Source organism: Streptomyces sp. NPDC044921, from assembly GCF_056432865.1.
Genome location: NZ_JBWKIF010000006.1, coordinates 88,507 through 103,811, shown reverse-complemented (window position 1 = coordinate 103,811; position 15,305 = coordinate 88,507). Strand labels below are relative to the sequence as shown.

Annotated in this window: 7 protein-coding genes, 1 tRNA gene and 2 pseudogenes; 7 read left to right on the top strand and 3 right to left on the bottom strand. The window is 75.6% G+C overall.

Annotated features, from left to right (window positions below; all coding sequences use genetic code 11):
• Window positions 1-116 precede the first annotated feature (116 nt).
• The 4 genes from tmk to AC07DA_RS11575 all read left to right on the top strand — a co-directional run bounded on the left by tmk (window position 117) and on the right by AC07DA_RS11575 (window position 6,959).
• Window positions 117-3,491, top strand: a complete 3,375-nt coding sequence (gene tmk, locus AC07DA_RS11590; RefSeq protein ID WP_479126911.1) for a dTMP kinase — start codon at window positions 117-119, stop codon at window positions 3,489-3,491.
• Window positions 3,492-3,768: 277 nt separating this feature from the next.
• Window positions 3,769-4,974, top strand: a complete 1,206-nt coding sequence (locus tag AC07DA_RS11585) for a DNA polymerase III subunit delta' (protein WP_479126909.1) — start codon at window positions 3,769-3,771, stop codon at window positions 4,972-4,974.
• Window positions 4,975-5,109: 135 nt separating this feature from the next.
• Window positions 5,110-6,777 carry an alpha/beta hydrolase gene (locus tag AC07DA_RS11580; RefSeq protein ID WP_479126907.1) on the top strand — a complete coding sequence of 556 codons (1,668 nt, stop codon included), beginning with the start codon at window positions 5,110-5,112 and terminating at the stop codon, window positions 6,775-6,777.
• 108 nt (window positions 6,778-6,885) lie between these two features.
• A tRNA-Thr gene (locus AC07DA_RS11575) sits at window positions 6,886-6,959 on the top strand.
• 302 nt (window positions 6,960-7,261) lie between these two features.
• On the opposite strand, the pseudogene AC07DA_RS11570 reads toward AC07DA_RS11575, so the two are convergent.
• Both AC07DA_RS11570 and AC07DA_RS11565 read right to left on the bottom strand, forming a co-directional pair.
• Window positions 7,262-7,837 (bottom strand): annotated as a pseudogene (locus AC07DA_RS11570) (MerR family DNA-binding transcriptional regulator); the annotation flags it as partial.
• Window positions 7,830-8,378, bottom strand: coding sequence for a VOC family protein (locus AC07DA_RS11565; protein ID WP_479126905.1), 549 nt, complete (start codon window positions 8,376-8,378; stop codon window positions 7,830-7,832). The pseudogene AC07DA_RS11570 and the gene AC07DA_RS11565, both read right to left, overlap by 8 nt.
• Window positions 8,379-8,551: 173 nt before the next feature.
• On the opposite strand from AC07DA_RS11565, the gene AC07DA_RS11560 reads away from it, so the two are divergent.
• The 3 genes and pseudogenes from AC07DA_RS11560 to AC07DA_RS11550 all read left to right on the top strand — a co-directional run.
• Window positions 8,552-9,292 carry a class I SAM-dependent methyltransferase gene (locus AC07DA_RS11560; protein ID WP_479126903.1) on the top strand — a complete coding sequence of 247 codons (741 nt, stop codon included), beginning with the start codon at window positions 8,552-8,554 and terminating at the stop codon, window positions 9,290-9,292.
• A 142-nt stretch (window positions 9,293-9,434) separates the two neighbouring features.
• Window positions 9,435-10,328, top strand: coding sequence for a glycosyltransferase family 2 protein (locus tag AC07DA_RS11555; protein WP_479126901.1), 894 nt, complete (start codon window positions 9,435-9,437; stop codon window positions 10,326-10,328).
• A 400-nt stretch (window positions 10,329-10,728) separates the two neighbouring features.
• A pseudogene (locus AC07DA_RS11550) lies at window positions 10,729-13,533 on the top strand (AfsR/SARP family transcriptional regulator); the annotation flags it as partial.
• 70 nt (window positions 13,534-13,603) lie between these two features.
• Here the strand turns inward: AC07DA_RS11550 and AC07DA_RS11545 are convergent.
• Window positions 13,604-15,283 carry a bifunctional 3'-5' exonuclease/DNA polymerase gene (locus tag AC07DA_RS11545; RefSeq protein WP_479126899.1) on the bottom strand — a complete coding sequence of 560 codons (1,680 nt, stop codon included), beginning with the start codon at window positions 15,281-15,283 and terminating at the stop codon, window positions 13,604-13,606.
• Between the last annotated feature and the right edge of the window lie 22 nt (window positions 15,284-15,305).

Below are 15,305 nucleotides of genomic sequence, written 5' to 3'. Positions count from 1 at the left end.
CCGGATCTTCGCCCGGGGTTCGGAAAGCGAACGCCCCGGCAACACTTCGGTGTCGGGGCGTGCGCATGCCAGACCGGGCATGCCAGGGTGCCGGTGGCTGCCGATAGGCTGAACGCATGACGCGAGCCGAGCATCCAACGGCCCCTCAGCCGGCCCCCGACGACGCCCTGGTCGCGGACTCCCGCGAGCGCGCCGTCCGCGCCCTGCTGCGCCGCCCGCAGCTGAAGCGGTTGTGGAGTGCGCAGCTCGTGGGCGGTGTGGGGGACACCCTCGCCCTCCTCGTCCTGGTCCTGCTCGTCCTCCAGGCGGCTGTCGCCGAGGCCTCCTTCGGGGGCGGCTACCGGGGCGTGGCGTTCGCAGTGGCGACCGTTTTCGGGGTGCGCGTCCTCGCCACACTGCTGTTCGGCGCCGTGCTCCTCGGTCCGCTCACCGCGCTCACCGCCCAGGGCGGCCCGCTCGACCGCCGCTGGACCATGGTCGGCGCGGACGGGCTGCGCGCCGCGCTGCTGATCGTCGCGCCGCTGTGGATCGACTGGACACCCGAGGACGCGCTGGCCGTCCTCCTCGTCACGGCCTTCGTGACGGGGGTCGCCGAGCGGTTCTGGACGGTGTGCCGGGAGAGCGCGGCCCCCGCGCTGCTGCCCGCCCCGCCCCCCGAGGGCGCGACCGTCCGGCCGCTGCCCGACCACATGGACGCCCTGCGCCGGCTCTCGCTGCGCACCGGTTTCGTGGCGATCCCGCTCGCGGCCGTCGTGCTCGTTGCCGCGGCTCTCTTCAACAACCTGCTGGGCGCCGGCATCGACTGGTTCGCCCAGCACCAGGCGGCCCTCGCCTCCTATGTGGCGGCCGGCCTGTTCGCCGCGTCCCTGTCCGTGCTGACGTTCCTGGAGCTGCCCGCCACGCGCACCCCGCGCGCCCGGTCCCCGCTCGAGGGCCTGCGCCGCCCGAAGACCGGCACCGGCACCGACAAGGGCCGCACCGGCGCCACGCCGCTGCTGGTCCTGGCCTGCGCGGCCGTCGCCGCCGCGGTGTCCGCCGCCGTCGCCGTGGCCGTACTGCACGCCAAGGACCTGGGCGGCGGTCCGGTGCTCTACGGGCTGTTCGTGGGCGCGCTGACCGGCGGTGTCGTGATCGGCATCCGCACGGCGCCCGCGCTGCTGCCCACCCTGTCGCGCCGCCGGATGCTCGCGCTGGCGATCGCCTTCACCGGCCTCGCGCTGCTGGCCGCCGGGCTGGTCCCGGACGTCACCACGGTGCTGCTGATCCTCACCCTGTCCGGCGTCGGCGCGGGCATGGCCGCCAACATCGGGCACACCCTGCTCGACCAGGAGACCGAGGAGTACCGGCGGCCCCGAACCACGGAGCACCTGCACGCGGTCGTCCGCGTGTGCGTGGCGCTCGCCGCGGTGACCGCCCCGCTGGTGGCGGCGGGCATCGGACCGCACCGGCTGGAGAGCGGCAAGTTCGTCTTCGCGCACGGCGGCGCCGCCTTCACGCTGATGCTGGCCGGCGCGCTGCTGCTGCCGGTCGCGGTGCTGGTGCTGGCCAAGGTCGACGACCGTTCCGGTGTGCCGCTGCGCCAGGACCTCAAGGACGCGCTGCTCGGCGGCGACGACCCGGATCAGGCGCCCGCCGCGACCGGCTTCTTCATCGCCCTGGAGGGCGGCGACGGCGCGGGCAAGTCCACGCAGGCCGAGGCGCTCGCCGAGTGGATCCGCGCCAAGGGCCACGAGGTCGTGCTGACGCGCGAGCCGGGCGCGACGCCGGTGGGCAAGCGCCTGCGGTCCATCCTGCTCGACGTGTCCAGCGCGGGTCTGTCGCACCGCGCGGAGGCCCTGCTGTACGCGGCCGACCGGGCCGAGCACATCGACACCGTCGTACGGCCCGCCCTGGAGCGCGGCGCGGTCGTCATCTCCGACCGGTACATCGACTCCTCCGTGGCCTACCAGGGAGCGGGCCGCGACCTGTCGCCGACCGAGATCGCCCGCATCAACCGCTGGGCGACGAACGGACTCGTGCCGCATCTGACCGTGCTGCTGGACGTCGCGCCGGAGACGGCGCGCGAGCGGTTCACCGAGGCGCCCGACCGGCTGGAGTCGGAGCCCGCCGAGTTCCACGCGCGCGTGCGGGCCGGTTTCCTCACTCTGGCCGCGGCCGACGCCGGGCGGTACCTGGTGGTGGACGCCGGGCAGGAGCCCGAGGCCGTCACGACCGTCATCCGGCACCGGCTCGACCAGGTGCTGCCGCTGTCCGAGGCCGAGATCCAGGCCCGCGAGGAGGCCCGCAGGAAGGCCGAGGAGGAGGCCCGCCGCAAGGCCGAGGAGGAGGCCGCCCGCAAGGCCGAGGAGGAGCGCCTGGAGCGCGAGCGCCAGGAGCAGCTGGCCAAGCTGCGCGCCGAGGAGGAGGAGCGCAAGCGCCGCGAGCTGGAGGAGGCGCAGCGGCGCGAGGCCGAACGGCAGGCGGAGGAGGCCCGGCGCCGCGCCGAGGAGGCGCGGAAGAAGGCCGAGGAGGAGCGTGCGCGGCTCCTGGCGGAGGAGAAGGCCCGCGCCGAGGAGGAGGCCCGCCGCAAGGCCGAGGAGGAGCGGCGCCGCAGGCAGGCCGAGGAGGAGGCCCGGCTGCGTGCCGAGGCGGAGGCGCTCCGCCTGGAGAAGCAGCGCAAGGCCGAGGAGGCCCTGCTGCGCGCCGAGGAGGCGCGCCGGCTCGCGGAGGCGGCGGCGGCCGCGGCCGAGGCCGGGCCGAAGATGTCCCTGCCCAAGGGTCCCGCGCCGGAGCGCCCTTCCGGTCCGGCGGCGGGCCGGGACGCGGCGACCGTGCCGACGCCCGTGGTGACACCGGGCGGTTCGGCCGACGACACGACCGTGCTGCGTCCCGTGCGGGACGAGGAGCGGGGCCGGGGACGGACCTCCGGCGAGTCCGATGCCGAGGTGACGGCAGAGCTGCCGAAGCCGCCGGTTCCGCCGGGCGCCGGGGAGCGGACGGAGGTGCTGCCGCCGGTCCCCTCCGGGTCCGGGGCGGAGCCTCACGTGGCCCGCGGGGCAGATGAGGCCCAGGAGACCCGGGCACCCTCGGGTGCGTCGGACGAGACGGCCGTGCTGCCGCCCGTCCGCCCACAGGACGCCGAGGAGACGGCGGTGCTTCCCCCTGTCCGCTCCGGTGACGGCAAGGAGACGGCGGTGCTGCCGCCCGCCCGCCCCGGCGATGCCGAGGAGACGGCGGTGCTGCCCCCCGTACGCGGCGACGGACCGGCGGACCGGGTGCCGCCCGGCTACTTCCGGGACGACGCCCCGGCCGCCCGGCCCGACGGCACGGAGGACCGTACGCGGGAGCTGCCCCAGGTCGACGCCGAGGGGGCGCCGCGCCGCCGGTCCGACTGGGCCGAGGAGACGCCGCTGGACGACCTGCCGTCGCTGGCGGACGAACTGCTCGGGCCGCACGACGACGAGCCCGGTGAGGGCCGGGGACGCCGGGGCGGGGGCGGCCGGGGCCGCTGAGGCCTCCGGCGGTCCGGCCGGCGCGGGGAGCCGGGGCCGACCCGTGGGAGACGTCCCGGGCCGGCCTGCGGCCACGCCCCTCCGGTGCGGTGACCAGCCGTTACCGGGGGGCTGACCAGCCGGTTCCGGGCGGCCGACCAGCCGGTTCCGGGCAGGTGCCTTTCCGCCCTCGCGCCGGGGCGTCGTCCGGCACGCGGGACCGGACGTCAGGCGTTGTCAGTGGTCGCCCGCACAATGGATCCCGCAACGCAGACGTGACGGAAGGGCGGCGTGACCCATGACCGTGTGGGACGACCTCGTCGGGCAGGAGAGGGTGACCGAGCAGCTGGCCGCTGCCGCCCGGGACGCCGACGCCCTGGTCACCGCGGCCGCCGCCGACGCGCCGCCGCCCGAGGCGTCCAAGATGACGCACGCCTGGCTGTTCACGGGCCCGCCGGGAGCCGGGCGCAACCAGGCCGCGCGGGCGTTCGCGGCGGCCCTGCAGTGCGTCAGCCCCGACCGCGCGCTCGGCGGCGCCCCGGGCTGCGGCTTCTGCGACGGCTGCCACACGGCCCTGGTGGGCACGCACGCCGACGTCACCACCGTCGCCGCGGTCGGCACGCAGATCCTCGCCGACGACATGCGGGACACGGTCCGCAAGTCCTTCACCTCCCCGGCGAACGGCCGTTGGCAGATCATCCTCGTCGAGGACGCCGAGCGGCTGAACGAGAAGTCGGCCAACGCCGTCCTCAAGGCCGTCGAGGAGCCGGCCCCGCGCACGGTCTGGCTGCTGTGCGCGCCCTCCATCGAGGACGTCCTGCCGACGATCCGCTCCCGCTGCCGCCACCTGAACCTGAGCACGCCGTCGGTCGACGCCGTCGCCGACATGCTGGTGCGCCGCGAGGGCATCGAGCCGGCCGTCGCCGCCGCGGCGGCCCGGGCGACGCAGGGCCACGTCGACCGGGCGCGCCGGCTGGCCACCGACCCGGCCGCGCGGGAGCGCCGCGCCGCCGTGCTGCGCCTGCCGTTGCGCGTCGAGGAGATCGGTGGCGCGCTCCGGGCCGCCCAGGAGCTCGTGGACGCGGCCGCCGAGGACGCCAAGCAACTGGCCGAGGAGGTCGACGGCAAGGAGACCGAGGAGCTGAAGACCGCCCTCGGCGCGGCCCAGGGCGGCCGCATGCCACGCGGCACGGCCGGTGTGATGAAGGACCTGGAGGACAAGCAGAAGCGCCGCCGGACGCGCACGCAGCGCGACAGTCTCGATCTCGCCCTGACCGACCTGACGGCGTTCTACCGGGACGTCCTCGCCCTCCAGCTCGGCTCGCGCGTGGCCATCGCCAACGCGGACATGGAGGAGGCCTTGGAGCGCCTCGCCCGCAGCAGCTCCCCGGAGGCCACGCTGCGCCGCATCGAGGCGATCGGCGCCTGCCGCGACGCCCTCGACCGCAACGTCACGCCGCTGCTGGCCGTGGAGGCGATGACGATGGCGCTCAGAGCGGGCTGAAGGGCAGAGCGGGCTGAGAGGGCGGACGGGCACCCGCCGACGCCCGGGGCGGGAGTGCGATTGACGGCGTAACTCGTACGGGGCACGACACGCACGCACGGCACTCATACCGTCGCGCAGAGTTACGCTCGCTGGATGGACACCAGGCGCACCCCACGCACCGCCTCCGCTCCGGCCACGGTCACTGAAGAAGGCTCCGCCGCGTCCCGCTCCCGCGGCGCCCACGCCCGCCGCAGGGGCCGCGACGGGGCCAGGACCGCGGCCGGCCTCCTCGCCGCGGCCGCGTTGCTCGTCTCCGCCTGCTCCTCCGGGAGCTCCACGATGTCCACCGCCTCGGGCGCACAGGAGGCGGCCCTGGTCGCGCTGCCGCGGTCCACGCCCGCGGCGCTCTCGCCGTACTACGCGCAGAAGCCGGCCTGGCGCGGCTGCGGCGTGCCCGGCTTCGAGTGCGCCACGATCAAGGCGCCGCTCGACTACGCCAAGCCGTCCGGCGGTGACGTCCGGCTCGCCATCACCCGCAAGAAGGCCACGGGGCCGGGCGAGCGGCTGGGCTCGCTGCTGGTGAACCCGGGCGGGCCGGGCGGCTCGGCGACCGGCTACGTGCAGGCGTACGCGGGCATCGGCTACCCGGCCGAGGTCCGTGCCCGCTACGACATGGTGGCCGTCGACCCGCGCGGCGTGGCCCGCAGCGAGCCCGTCGAATGCCTGGACGGGCCCGCCATGGACGCGTACACACGGACGGACACCACACCCGACGACGCACGGGAGACGGACGGGCTGGTCACGGCGTACCGGACGTTCGCCGAGGGCTGCGGCGCGGACGCGCCCCGGCTGCTGCGGCACGTGTCCACGGCCGAGGCGGCCCGGGACATGGACATCGTGCGGGCGGCGCTCGGCGACGAGAAGCTGAACTTCGTCGGGGCCTCCTACGGCACCTTCCTCGGCGCGACGTACGCCGGGCTGTTCCCGGACCGGACGGGCCGGCTGGTGCTGGACGGCGCCATGGACCCCTCGCTGCCCGCGCGGCGGCTGAACCTCGAGCAGACGGCGGGCTTCGAGACGGCGTTCCGTTCGTTCGCGCGGGACTGCGTACGGCAGGCCGACTGTCCGCTGGGCCGCAAGGGCACCTCGCCCGAGCAGGTCGGCGAGAACCTCAAGGCGTTCTTCGAGAAGCTGGACGCGCGGCCGGTCCCCACCGGCGACGCCGACGGCCGCAGGCTCACCGAGTCGCTGGCCACGACCGGGGTGATCGCGGCCATGTACGACGAGGGCGCCTGGGAGCAGCTGCGCGAGGCGCTGACGTCGGCGATGAAGGAGAACGACGGCTCCGGGCTCCTGGTCCTCTCCGACGGCTACTACGAGCGGGACGCCGACGGCCGGTACAGCAACCTGATGTTCGCCAACGCGGCCGTGAACTGCCTGGACCTGCCGCCCTCCTTCGACACCCCCGAGGAGGTGCGCGGGGCCCTGCCCGAGTTCGAGAAGGCCTCCCCGGTCTTCGGTGAGGGTCTGGCGTGGGCCGCGCTGAACTGCGCGTACTGGCCCGTGGCGGCCACCGGCGAGCCGCGCCGCATCGAGGCGAAGGGCGCGGCGCCGATCGTCGTGGTCGGCACCACCCGCGACCCGGCCACTCCCTACCACTGGGCCCGTTCCCTGGCCGGCCAGCTCTCCTCGGCCCGCCTCCTCACCTACGACGGCGACGGCCACACGGCGTACGGCCGCGGCAGCGCGTGCGTCGACCGCACGATCAACGCCTACCTGCTCCGCGGCACCCCGCCGAAGGACGGAAAGCGCTGCTCGTAGCGGGCCTGCCCGGCCCCGGAGGGCCCGCCTCCGGGGCTGGTGCGGAGCACCCCCGGAAACTGTGTAGACTTACCGTCGTTGCTGATCGCACCATAGTGCGGACAGCGCGCCGCCTTAGCTCAGATGGCCAGAGCAACGCACTCGTAATGCGTAGGTCTCGGGTTCGAATCCCGAAGGCGGCTCCCCTGGAACCCCAGGTCGGATGGACTCCGGCCTGGGGTTTTGTCGTTCGGTGTGGGTGGTCGGGGTGTCGGCTAGTCGCCGCCGCCGGTTCGGCGTGAGTCGGAGGTGCGGCTCGCGGCGGTGGCCAGTTCGCTGCCGAGCAGCGTCACGATCGCCACGCCGCGGGCCCAGCGTGGGGCGCCGCCGCGGGCCGCCCAGAAGACGCAGGCGCAGCCGCCCAGGACGAGCAGGACGACGACCGACAGTATGAGCACGAGCATGCTCGATCCCCCGTTTTCCCGCTGTGCTGGTGCGCGTCATCCTGCCAGGTCGCGGAGTCGGGATCGATGCCGTGTGCGCGGGCGTTCGCGTCGATGATCCGGCGGAACCACGTGGCGAGCCCGGCGCGGATGCCGTCGTAGTGGGCGGCGGAGCCCGCGTCCGACGCGAACGTGCGGCCGAGGGAGATCTGCATCTGGCGGGTGAGGGGAAAGTGCAGCCACTGCGTCGTGGCGCCGTAGCGCCGGCGGGCCTCGGAGGGCCAGTCCGGGTTCCACTCGGGACCGAAGATCGCGGCCTGCTGGTCGGCGGTCAGCAGCAGGCCGCGCTCGTGGGCGTCGATCATCCGGTCCAGGCCGGGGCCCAGCTCGCGGTAGACGAGGACGCGGTGCGGGCGGGCCAGGTCGGCGGCGGTGTAGAGCCGGTAGCCGGCGGCCGTGCGCAGGGACGGTCGGGCCAGGCTGATGTCGTCCCAGTGGTGCAGCGCGCGGACGGTCACGCCCAGCCGTGTCGCCACCTGGCCGACGATCAGGCCGTCGGCAACGGCATCGGCAAAGGCATCGACGTCGGCATCGGCATCGGCGTCCGCATCGGCGTCGGCGTCCGTGGCGTCAGGCATGCGCTCCGTTGTCGCCGCCCTCGGCGCCGCGCTCGCGGGACCGTGGGGCGATGCCGACGGCCGCGAGGTCCCGTGCCTCCTGGCTGTCCGGGTCGAACGGCCTCGCCGCCGTGACCACGACCCGGGCGTTCTCGGGGGTGATCACCTCCACGTCACGGGTGTTCCAGGGCGTGTCCCGCGGGCCGTCGACCGAGTCGGGGCGCAGTGCGCGGCAGGCCTCGGCGACGGAGTCCACCTCGCCGAGCACGCACGCGAAGCCGAAGCTCATGGCCGACGGCTGCTCCGGGACGCTCGCCGCCGGGACGAGCAGCACGTCCTGGAAGGCCCACCGGCGCAGGTGCACCAGCCTGCCGGGAATGCCGAACAGCTCGAAGAAGCCGAGCCCGCGCGTCCAGAAGTCCACCGAGGCCGCCAGGTCGGCCGTGGGGATCGTCACGAAGGCGGGCATGCCGTAGATGCCGCGGAACGGCGGCGGTGGCACCGCGTCCGGGCCGGGCGGGGGAACGGGGCTCATCTCGAACGCGTCGAAGTGGTCGCTCATGGACCCCACCGTCCGGCCTCACGCCACGTGAGGGTCAAGTCCTCGCGTCCCCTTGTGCGGCGGTCCGGGGCGACGTCCGGATCTTTGTGGTTTCCGCCAGTGCGCGCGGCCGCCGGGGCGCGGGGAGACTGCCGCCGGGGCGCGACGCGACGGAGTACCGGGGAGGCGGCACGATGAGCGTGCAGCAGTACGACGAGATCGGTGAGGCGTTCGAAGGCGTGAAGGACCTGCCGCTGGCGCACTACGCCGAGGTGCCGGGCTTTCTGGCGATGGTCGGGGACGTGCGCGGCCGCTCGGTGCTCGACCTGGCCTGCGGCACCGGCTTCTACAGCAGGGAGTTCCGGCGGCGCGGGGCCGCGGAGGTGCTCGGCGTCGACATCTCCGGCGAGATGGTCGCCGTGGCGCGGGAAAGGGAGGAGCGCGTTCCGCTGGGCGTGCGCTACGAGGTCGCGGACGTGTCCGCCCTGCGCCCCCTCGGGCGGCGCTTCGACGTCGCCACGGCGGTCCAGCTGCTCAACTACGCGCAGGACGTCGCCGCCATGGAACGGATGTGCCGCGCCGTGCACCGGCACCTGAAGCCCGGGGGCACGTTCCACGTGCTCGCGCAGACGCCGGAGTTCCGCTTCGACGGGCCGTCCCCGGAGAAGTACGGCTTCCGTTGCGAGCCGACCGGTGAGCAGGCCGAGACGGGCCCGCGCGTCCGGGTCACGGCGCTGCTCGACCCGCCCGTCGAGTTCGTCACCACCTGCCCGCGCCGCGAGGTCTACGAACACTGCCTGCGGGCGGCCGGGTTCGAGGAACCGGTGTGGATCCCGCTGACGGTGTCCGAGGCGGGCGTGCGCGCGTTCGGCGCGGACTTCTGGGCCGACTTCCACGCCAACCCGCCGCTGGTGATGCTGCGCTGCCGGGCCTGACCGCCCCGCGGTCGGCGGCGCGGCGGTCCGCACCGAGCGGGACGGGCGAAACGCCGTACGGCAGGCGTACGGAGAGGGTGCTCGCCGTGAACGGCTAGCATCGCCCGTCGACGTCAGCTGCCGTCCGGGACGAGGTGTGGACATGGGGGCACCCAGGATCGCCGTCGCCGTGGTGACCATGGGCAACCGGCCCGCGGAGGTCGACGCCCTGCTGGAGTCCGTGGCCAAGCAGGACGTGCCGCCCGAGCGGATCGTCATCGTGGGCAACGGCTGCCCGCTGCCGGAGTTCGCCCGGCGGCTGTCGCTGCCCGGAGAGGTCACCGCGGTCGAGCTCGACGAGAACCTGGGCTGCCCCGGCGGGCGCAACGCCGCGCTCGCCCGGCTGCGGGAGTTCGGCGACATCGACGTCGTGGTCGACCTGGACGACGACGGCCTGCTCGTCGACGCCGATGTGCTGCGCCGGGTGCGGGACCTGTACGCCGCCGACGACCGGCTCGGCATCGTCGGCTTCCGCATCGCCGACGAGCAGGGCGGGACACAGCAGCGGCACGTGCCCCGGATCGGCAACGCGGACCCGCTGCGGGGCGGTTACGTCACCGGGTTCCTCGGCGGCGGGCACGCGCTGCGGATGGCGATGCTCGACGAGGTCGGCGACTGGCCCGCCGAGTTCTTCTTCGCGCACGAGGAGACCGACCTGGCCTGGCGCGCGGCCGACGCGGGCTGGCGGATCCTCTACGCGCCCGAACTGGTGCTGCGGCACCCGCGGACCTCGCCCGCCCGGCACGCCATCTACTACCGGGTCAACGCCCGCAACCGGGTCTGGCTGGTCCGCCGCCGGCTGCCGCTCGCGCTCGTCCCGGTGCACCTGGGCGTCTGGGTGCTGCTCACCCTCGCCCGGATCCGGTCGCGTGCGGGGCTGCGGGCGTGGTGGGGCGGATTCGTGGAAGGCGTGCGGGAACCGGCGGGGGAGCGGCGGCCGATGCGCTGGCACACGGTGTGGCGGCTGACGCGGCTCGGGCGGCCGCCCGTCATCTGAGGCGGGCCCCGCGGAAGATGAAGGGCTCCGCGGAAGATGAGGGGCCCCGCGGAAGATGAGGGGGCCCCGGCCGTTCACCTCCGCCGACCGGGACCCGGACCCGGCCGCGGCGGCGACACTCCCCCGAGTTGCGCGTCCATACGCGCGCGCCGCCGGGCCAGATCCGATGTTGTGATCACATCAGGCTTTGCCAACGAATCGCTAACATGTGGCCAACGGTTCGCCGTTGCGTCGTCCGTCGATTGGCGAGAAGTCGCCGAACCAGGGTCGAGGGCGCCCGCAGCGACGGCTGATCCCGGTGGAGGCGCACGGGCCAAGGTGGCGGAAAACCACCGTCCGGGGGCGGGAACTCGTCAAGGGTGCATCCCGCCGGGGCGGTGCGGGGAAAACGGGGGCGGACATGGGGGCATCTGCATCTTCCTGCTCGGGCAGTGAGGACCCCTGCGCGGGCGGGGAACGGCGTGCGCTGAGGTTCGGCCTGCTGGGGCCGCCGGTGCTGTACTACGACGGCCCGGACGGCGCCGGGAACGGCGTCGGGCCCGGTGCGGTCCGGACCGTCGGGAGCCCCAAGTCCCGCGCGCTGCTGGCCGCGCTGCTGCTCGACGCGGGGCGGATCGTGACCGTCGAGTCCCTCAAGGACGCCCTGTGGGGCGAGGCGCCGCCCGTCTCCGCCCAGGCCTCGCTGCACAACCACGTGGCCCGGGTACGGCGGCTGCTCGACGATCCCGGGCGGTTGCGGACCACGCCGTCCGGTTATGTGCTGCGCGTGGACGAGGGCGAGCTGGACGTCCACGTGTTCGAGTCCAAGGTCGCCGCGGCCCGTGCCGCGCACGCCGCCCGGGACTGGCCGGGCGTGCTCCGCGCGGGTGCCGCCGCGCTGGCGCTGTGGCGGGGCGCGCCGCTCGCGGGGCTGCCGCCCGAGGTGGGCGGTTACGGCTTCGCCCAGCGGCTGCGCGAGGCCCGGCTGCTGCTGTTGGAGTGGCGCTACGACGCCGAGCTGGCGCTGGGCGGACCGCGGCTGCAGGGCCTGGTGCCGGAGCTGGCGGCGCTGACCGGGGAGTATCCGCTGCGTGAGGCGTACCACCGCCAGCTGATGCTCGCGCTGCACCGCACCGGCCGCCGGGCCGAGGCCCTCGCCGTCCACCGCGACCTGCGCACCCGCCTCGTCGACCAACTCGGCGTCGAACCGGGACCGGGCGTGCGGGCGGCGCACGTGGAGGTGCTGCGGGAGGCCGGGGGGCCCGGCCGCAGACGAACCACAGGGCGTTCCGAGCCGGGGCCGGAGCCGGAGCCGGGGTTGGGGCCGGGGGAGCGGGGCGCCGACGGGCCGGGGGCGCAACGGCACGGCTCCGGTGCGGAGGGGCTGGGGGAACGCGGTTCTGCTGTGCCGGGGGTGAGGCAGTACGGGCCCGGTGCGCCGGAGCGGGAGGGATACGGCCTTGATGTGCCCGGGGTGAGACGGTACGGAGCCGAGGTGCTCGGGTCGCAGGAGTACGGCCCTGATGAGCCGAGGGTGAAGGGGTACGCGTCGGACGCGCCCGGGTTCGAGGTGCCCGAGCCGGGCGACCACGGGCCGGGCGACCATGGGCCGGGCGACCATGGGCCGGGCGACCACGGGCCCGGCGACGACGGGCCGAACGACCGCGGCCCGAACGACCGCGGCCCGAACGACCGCGGCCCGAACGACCACGGCCCGAACGACCACGGCCCGAGCGACCACGCGCCCGATCGGGCCGGGCCTGCCACGAGGGACCCTGCTCAGCCGTCCGGCCGTACCGCCGGCCCGCCGACCGACCTCACCTCACCGCCCGCCCAACTGCCCCCACCCCCGGCCCACTTCACCGGCCGCACAACCGAGTGTGCGGCCCTGCGCCGCGTGCTCACCTCCTCGGGCCCCCGCCCCACCGCGGTGATCAGCGGCATGCCCGGCATCGGCAAGAGCGCCCTCGCCCTGCGCGTCGCGCACGACCTGGCGGAACGTTTCCCCAACGGGCAGCTCCACCTCGACCTGCGCGGCTCCACCCCGGACGCGAGCCCCCTCACGCCCGGCCAGGCGCTCACCGTCCTGCTGCGTGACCTCGGTGTCGAGCCCTGCCGGATTCCCGAACAGCCCGACGCGGCGTCGGCGTTGCTGCGTTCCCTGCTCGCCCGCACCCGCACCCTGCTCGTACTGGACGGTGCCGTGAGCGCCGCGCAGGTGCGGCCGCTGCTGCCGGGTGGCGCCGGTTGCGCGGTGATCGTCACCAGCCGATCCCCGCTCACCGCCCTCGACGGAGCGGCCCGGTTCCCGCTCGCCCCGCTGCCCGACGAGGACAGCACCGGCCTGCTGCGCGCCGCCTCGGGCCGCGACGGCCTGGACGGTTCGCGGGCCGTCCGCCTCCTGGTCGAACACACCGGCGGCCTGCCCCTGGCCCTGCGGGTCGTCGCCGCGCGGCTCGCCGCCCGGCAGGCCCTCACCCCGGATGTCCTCGCCGCCCGACTGGCGTCGCGGGACACGCGGTTGCGCCACCTCGAGTACGACGACCTGAGCGTCCGCCGCTCCCTGGCCGTCGCGTACGACATCCTGGCCGTCTCCCCGCGCGAGGACGACCGGGACGCGGCCCTGGCGCTGCGTCGTATCGGCGCGCTCGACCTCCCCGCGTACGGCGCCCCGCTGCTGGCCCGCCTCACCGGCACCGGCGTGCCCCGGGCGGAGGCCGCGCTGGACCGACTCGTCGACGTGGCCCTGCTGCAGGAGCCCGCGTACGGCCGGTACGCGCCGCACGAGCTCGTCCGCGACTTCGCCCGGGAGCTGGCCGACGGGCAGGCCACGGCCCCCGACCCCGCCGACCTCGCCCTCCGCTGGTACGCCGCCGAGGCCGAGCGCGCTGTCACCGCCGCTCACCCGGCCACCGCTCCCGCCACCGCCCCCGGCTCCGGTCCCGGCCCGGCCCACCGCTGTCGCCCGGCCGCGCGTCAGCCCGACGGACGCCCGGCACACCCGGGCACCGGCGCCCCGTTCGGCACCCCCGAGGAGGCGCTCGCCTGGGCGGACCTGGAGCTGGCGAACATCGTCGTCCTGGTGCGGCGGCACGCGGGCGACCCGTGCGGCGACCGCGCGGCCCTCGTCTCCACGCTCGTCCGGCTGCTGCTCCCCTACGCGCGTAGCCGCGGGCGGACCGCCGAGGCGGAACTGCTCGAACGGGCCGGGAGCCGCGCCGGACGCTGAACCATGCGGCGCCGCGTCACCCGACCCGGCGCCGCACCCGCTGGTGCGAACTTCGCGCCGCCGGGGGTCACTTGGCGTCCGCGTAGCACCGCACCACCGCCGTCGTGAACGGGAACCGCACGGGCGTCGGTCCGAAGGTGAGCCGCCCGGCCAGGTCCGCCGCCTCGCGGATCGCCGTCACGACCGCCTCCGCCTCCTCCTCGGGGCAGTGCACGATCACCTCGTCGTGCTGGAAGAAGACCAGTTCCGCCGCGAGGCCGGCGCAGGTCCTGCGCAGCGCGGCGAGCAGCAGCAGGGCCCAGTCGGCCGCGCTGCCCTGGACGACGAAGTTGCGGGCGAAGCGGCCGCGGGCCCGGGCGTTGGTGGAGGCGTAGCCGGGCACCCACTGCCGCGGGTCGTCCTCGGAGAGGGGGATGCCCGCCTCCTGCACGTCCTCGTCGGCCGCCCGGGCCGCCGGGGGGCAGGTGCGGCCCAGCCAGGTCCGCACCAGCCGGCCCTCCTCCCCGGCCCGGGCCGCCTCGTCCACGTAAGCGACCGCCCTGGGGAAGCGGCGGCGCAGCGCGGCGAGGTTCTTCAGGCCGTCGCCGGAGGTCTGGCCGTAGACCGCGCCGAGCACGGCGAGCTTGGCCTGGGCGCGGTCGCCGGAGAAGGCGCGGTCGGAGACGGACTGGTACAGGTCGGTCTCGCGGCCGGCCACCTCCATCAGCCCGGGGTCGCGGGAGATGGCGGCGAGGACGCGCGGCTCCATCTGGTCGGCGTCGGCGACGACGAGCCGCCAGCCGGGGTCGGCGACCACGGCCCGCCGGATCACCTTGGGGATCTGCAGCCCGCCCCCGCCGTTGGTCACCCAGCGGCCGGTCACCGTGCCGCCCGCGAGGAACTCGGGTCTGAACCGGCCGTCGCGCACCCAGTCCTGGAGCCAGGACCAGCCGTGGGCGACCCAGATGCGGTACAGCTTCTTGTACTCGACCAGTGGCTTCACGGCCGGGTGGTCGACGGACTCGATCTCCCAGCGGCGGGTCGAGGAGATCTTCACGCCGGCCTGCGCGAAGGCCTTGATCACGTCGGCCGGCAGGTCCGGGCGGACCCGGCGGCCGAACGCGGCGGACACCTCGTCGGCCAGCTCGGCCAGGCGGCGGGGCTCGCCGCCGCCCGCGTACCGCTCGCCGAGCAGGTCGTGCAGCACCGCGCGGTGCACCTCCGCGCTCCAGGGCAGCCCGGCCCGGTTCATCTCCGCGGCCACGAGCGTGCCCGCCGACTCGGCGGCGGTCAGCAGCCGCATGCGGTCGGGGTGCTCGGCCCGCTCGTGCCGGCGCTGCTGCTCGGCGTAGACGGCGAGGAGGTCCGGCAGGGGCAGCCGGACGCCCTGGGGTTCGAACAGGGAGGACTGGGAGCCCGGTTCCGCGGAGCGCAGCGGCGGATCGGGCGGTACGGGGCCGCCGCGCAGCCGGGCCAGGGCGGCCGCGGCCGAGCGTGGTTCCCCGTACCGCCCCTCGTGGCCGAGGAGGAGCGTCTCGGCGGCCTCGATGTCGTAGCACCGCTCGACTCGCACCCCCGTGGCGAGCAGACGCGGGTAGACCTCGGCGGTGGAACGCCACACCCACCGCGTGACCGCGGGACGGCTCCGGACGGCCTCGGCGGGGTCCGCCTCCCGCCGCACCGGTCCGGCGGGCAGCCCGTCCGGGCCGAGGGGGGCGACGTCCACGCCACCGTCCTCGGCCGGGGCGAGCGCCCACCGGTCGGCCATGCCGTGAGTGTGACAGGGGGGT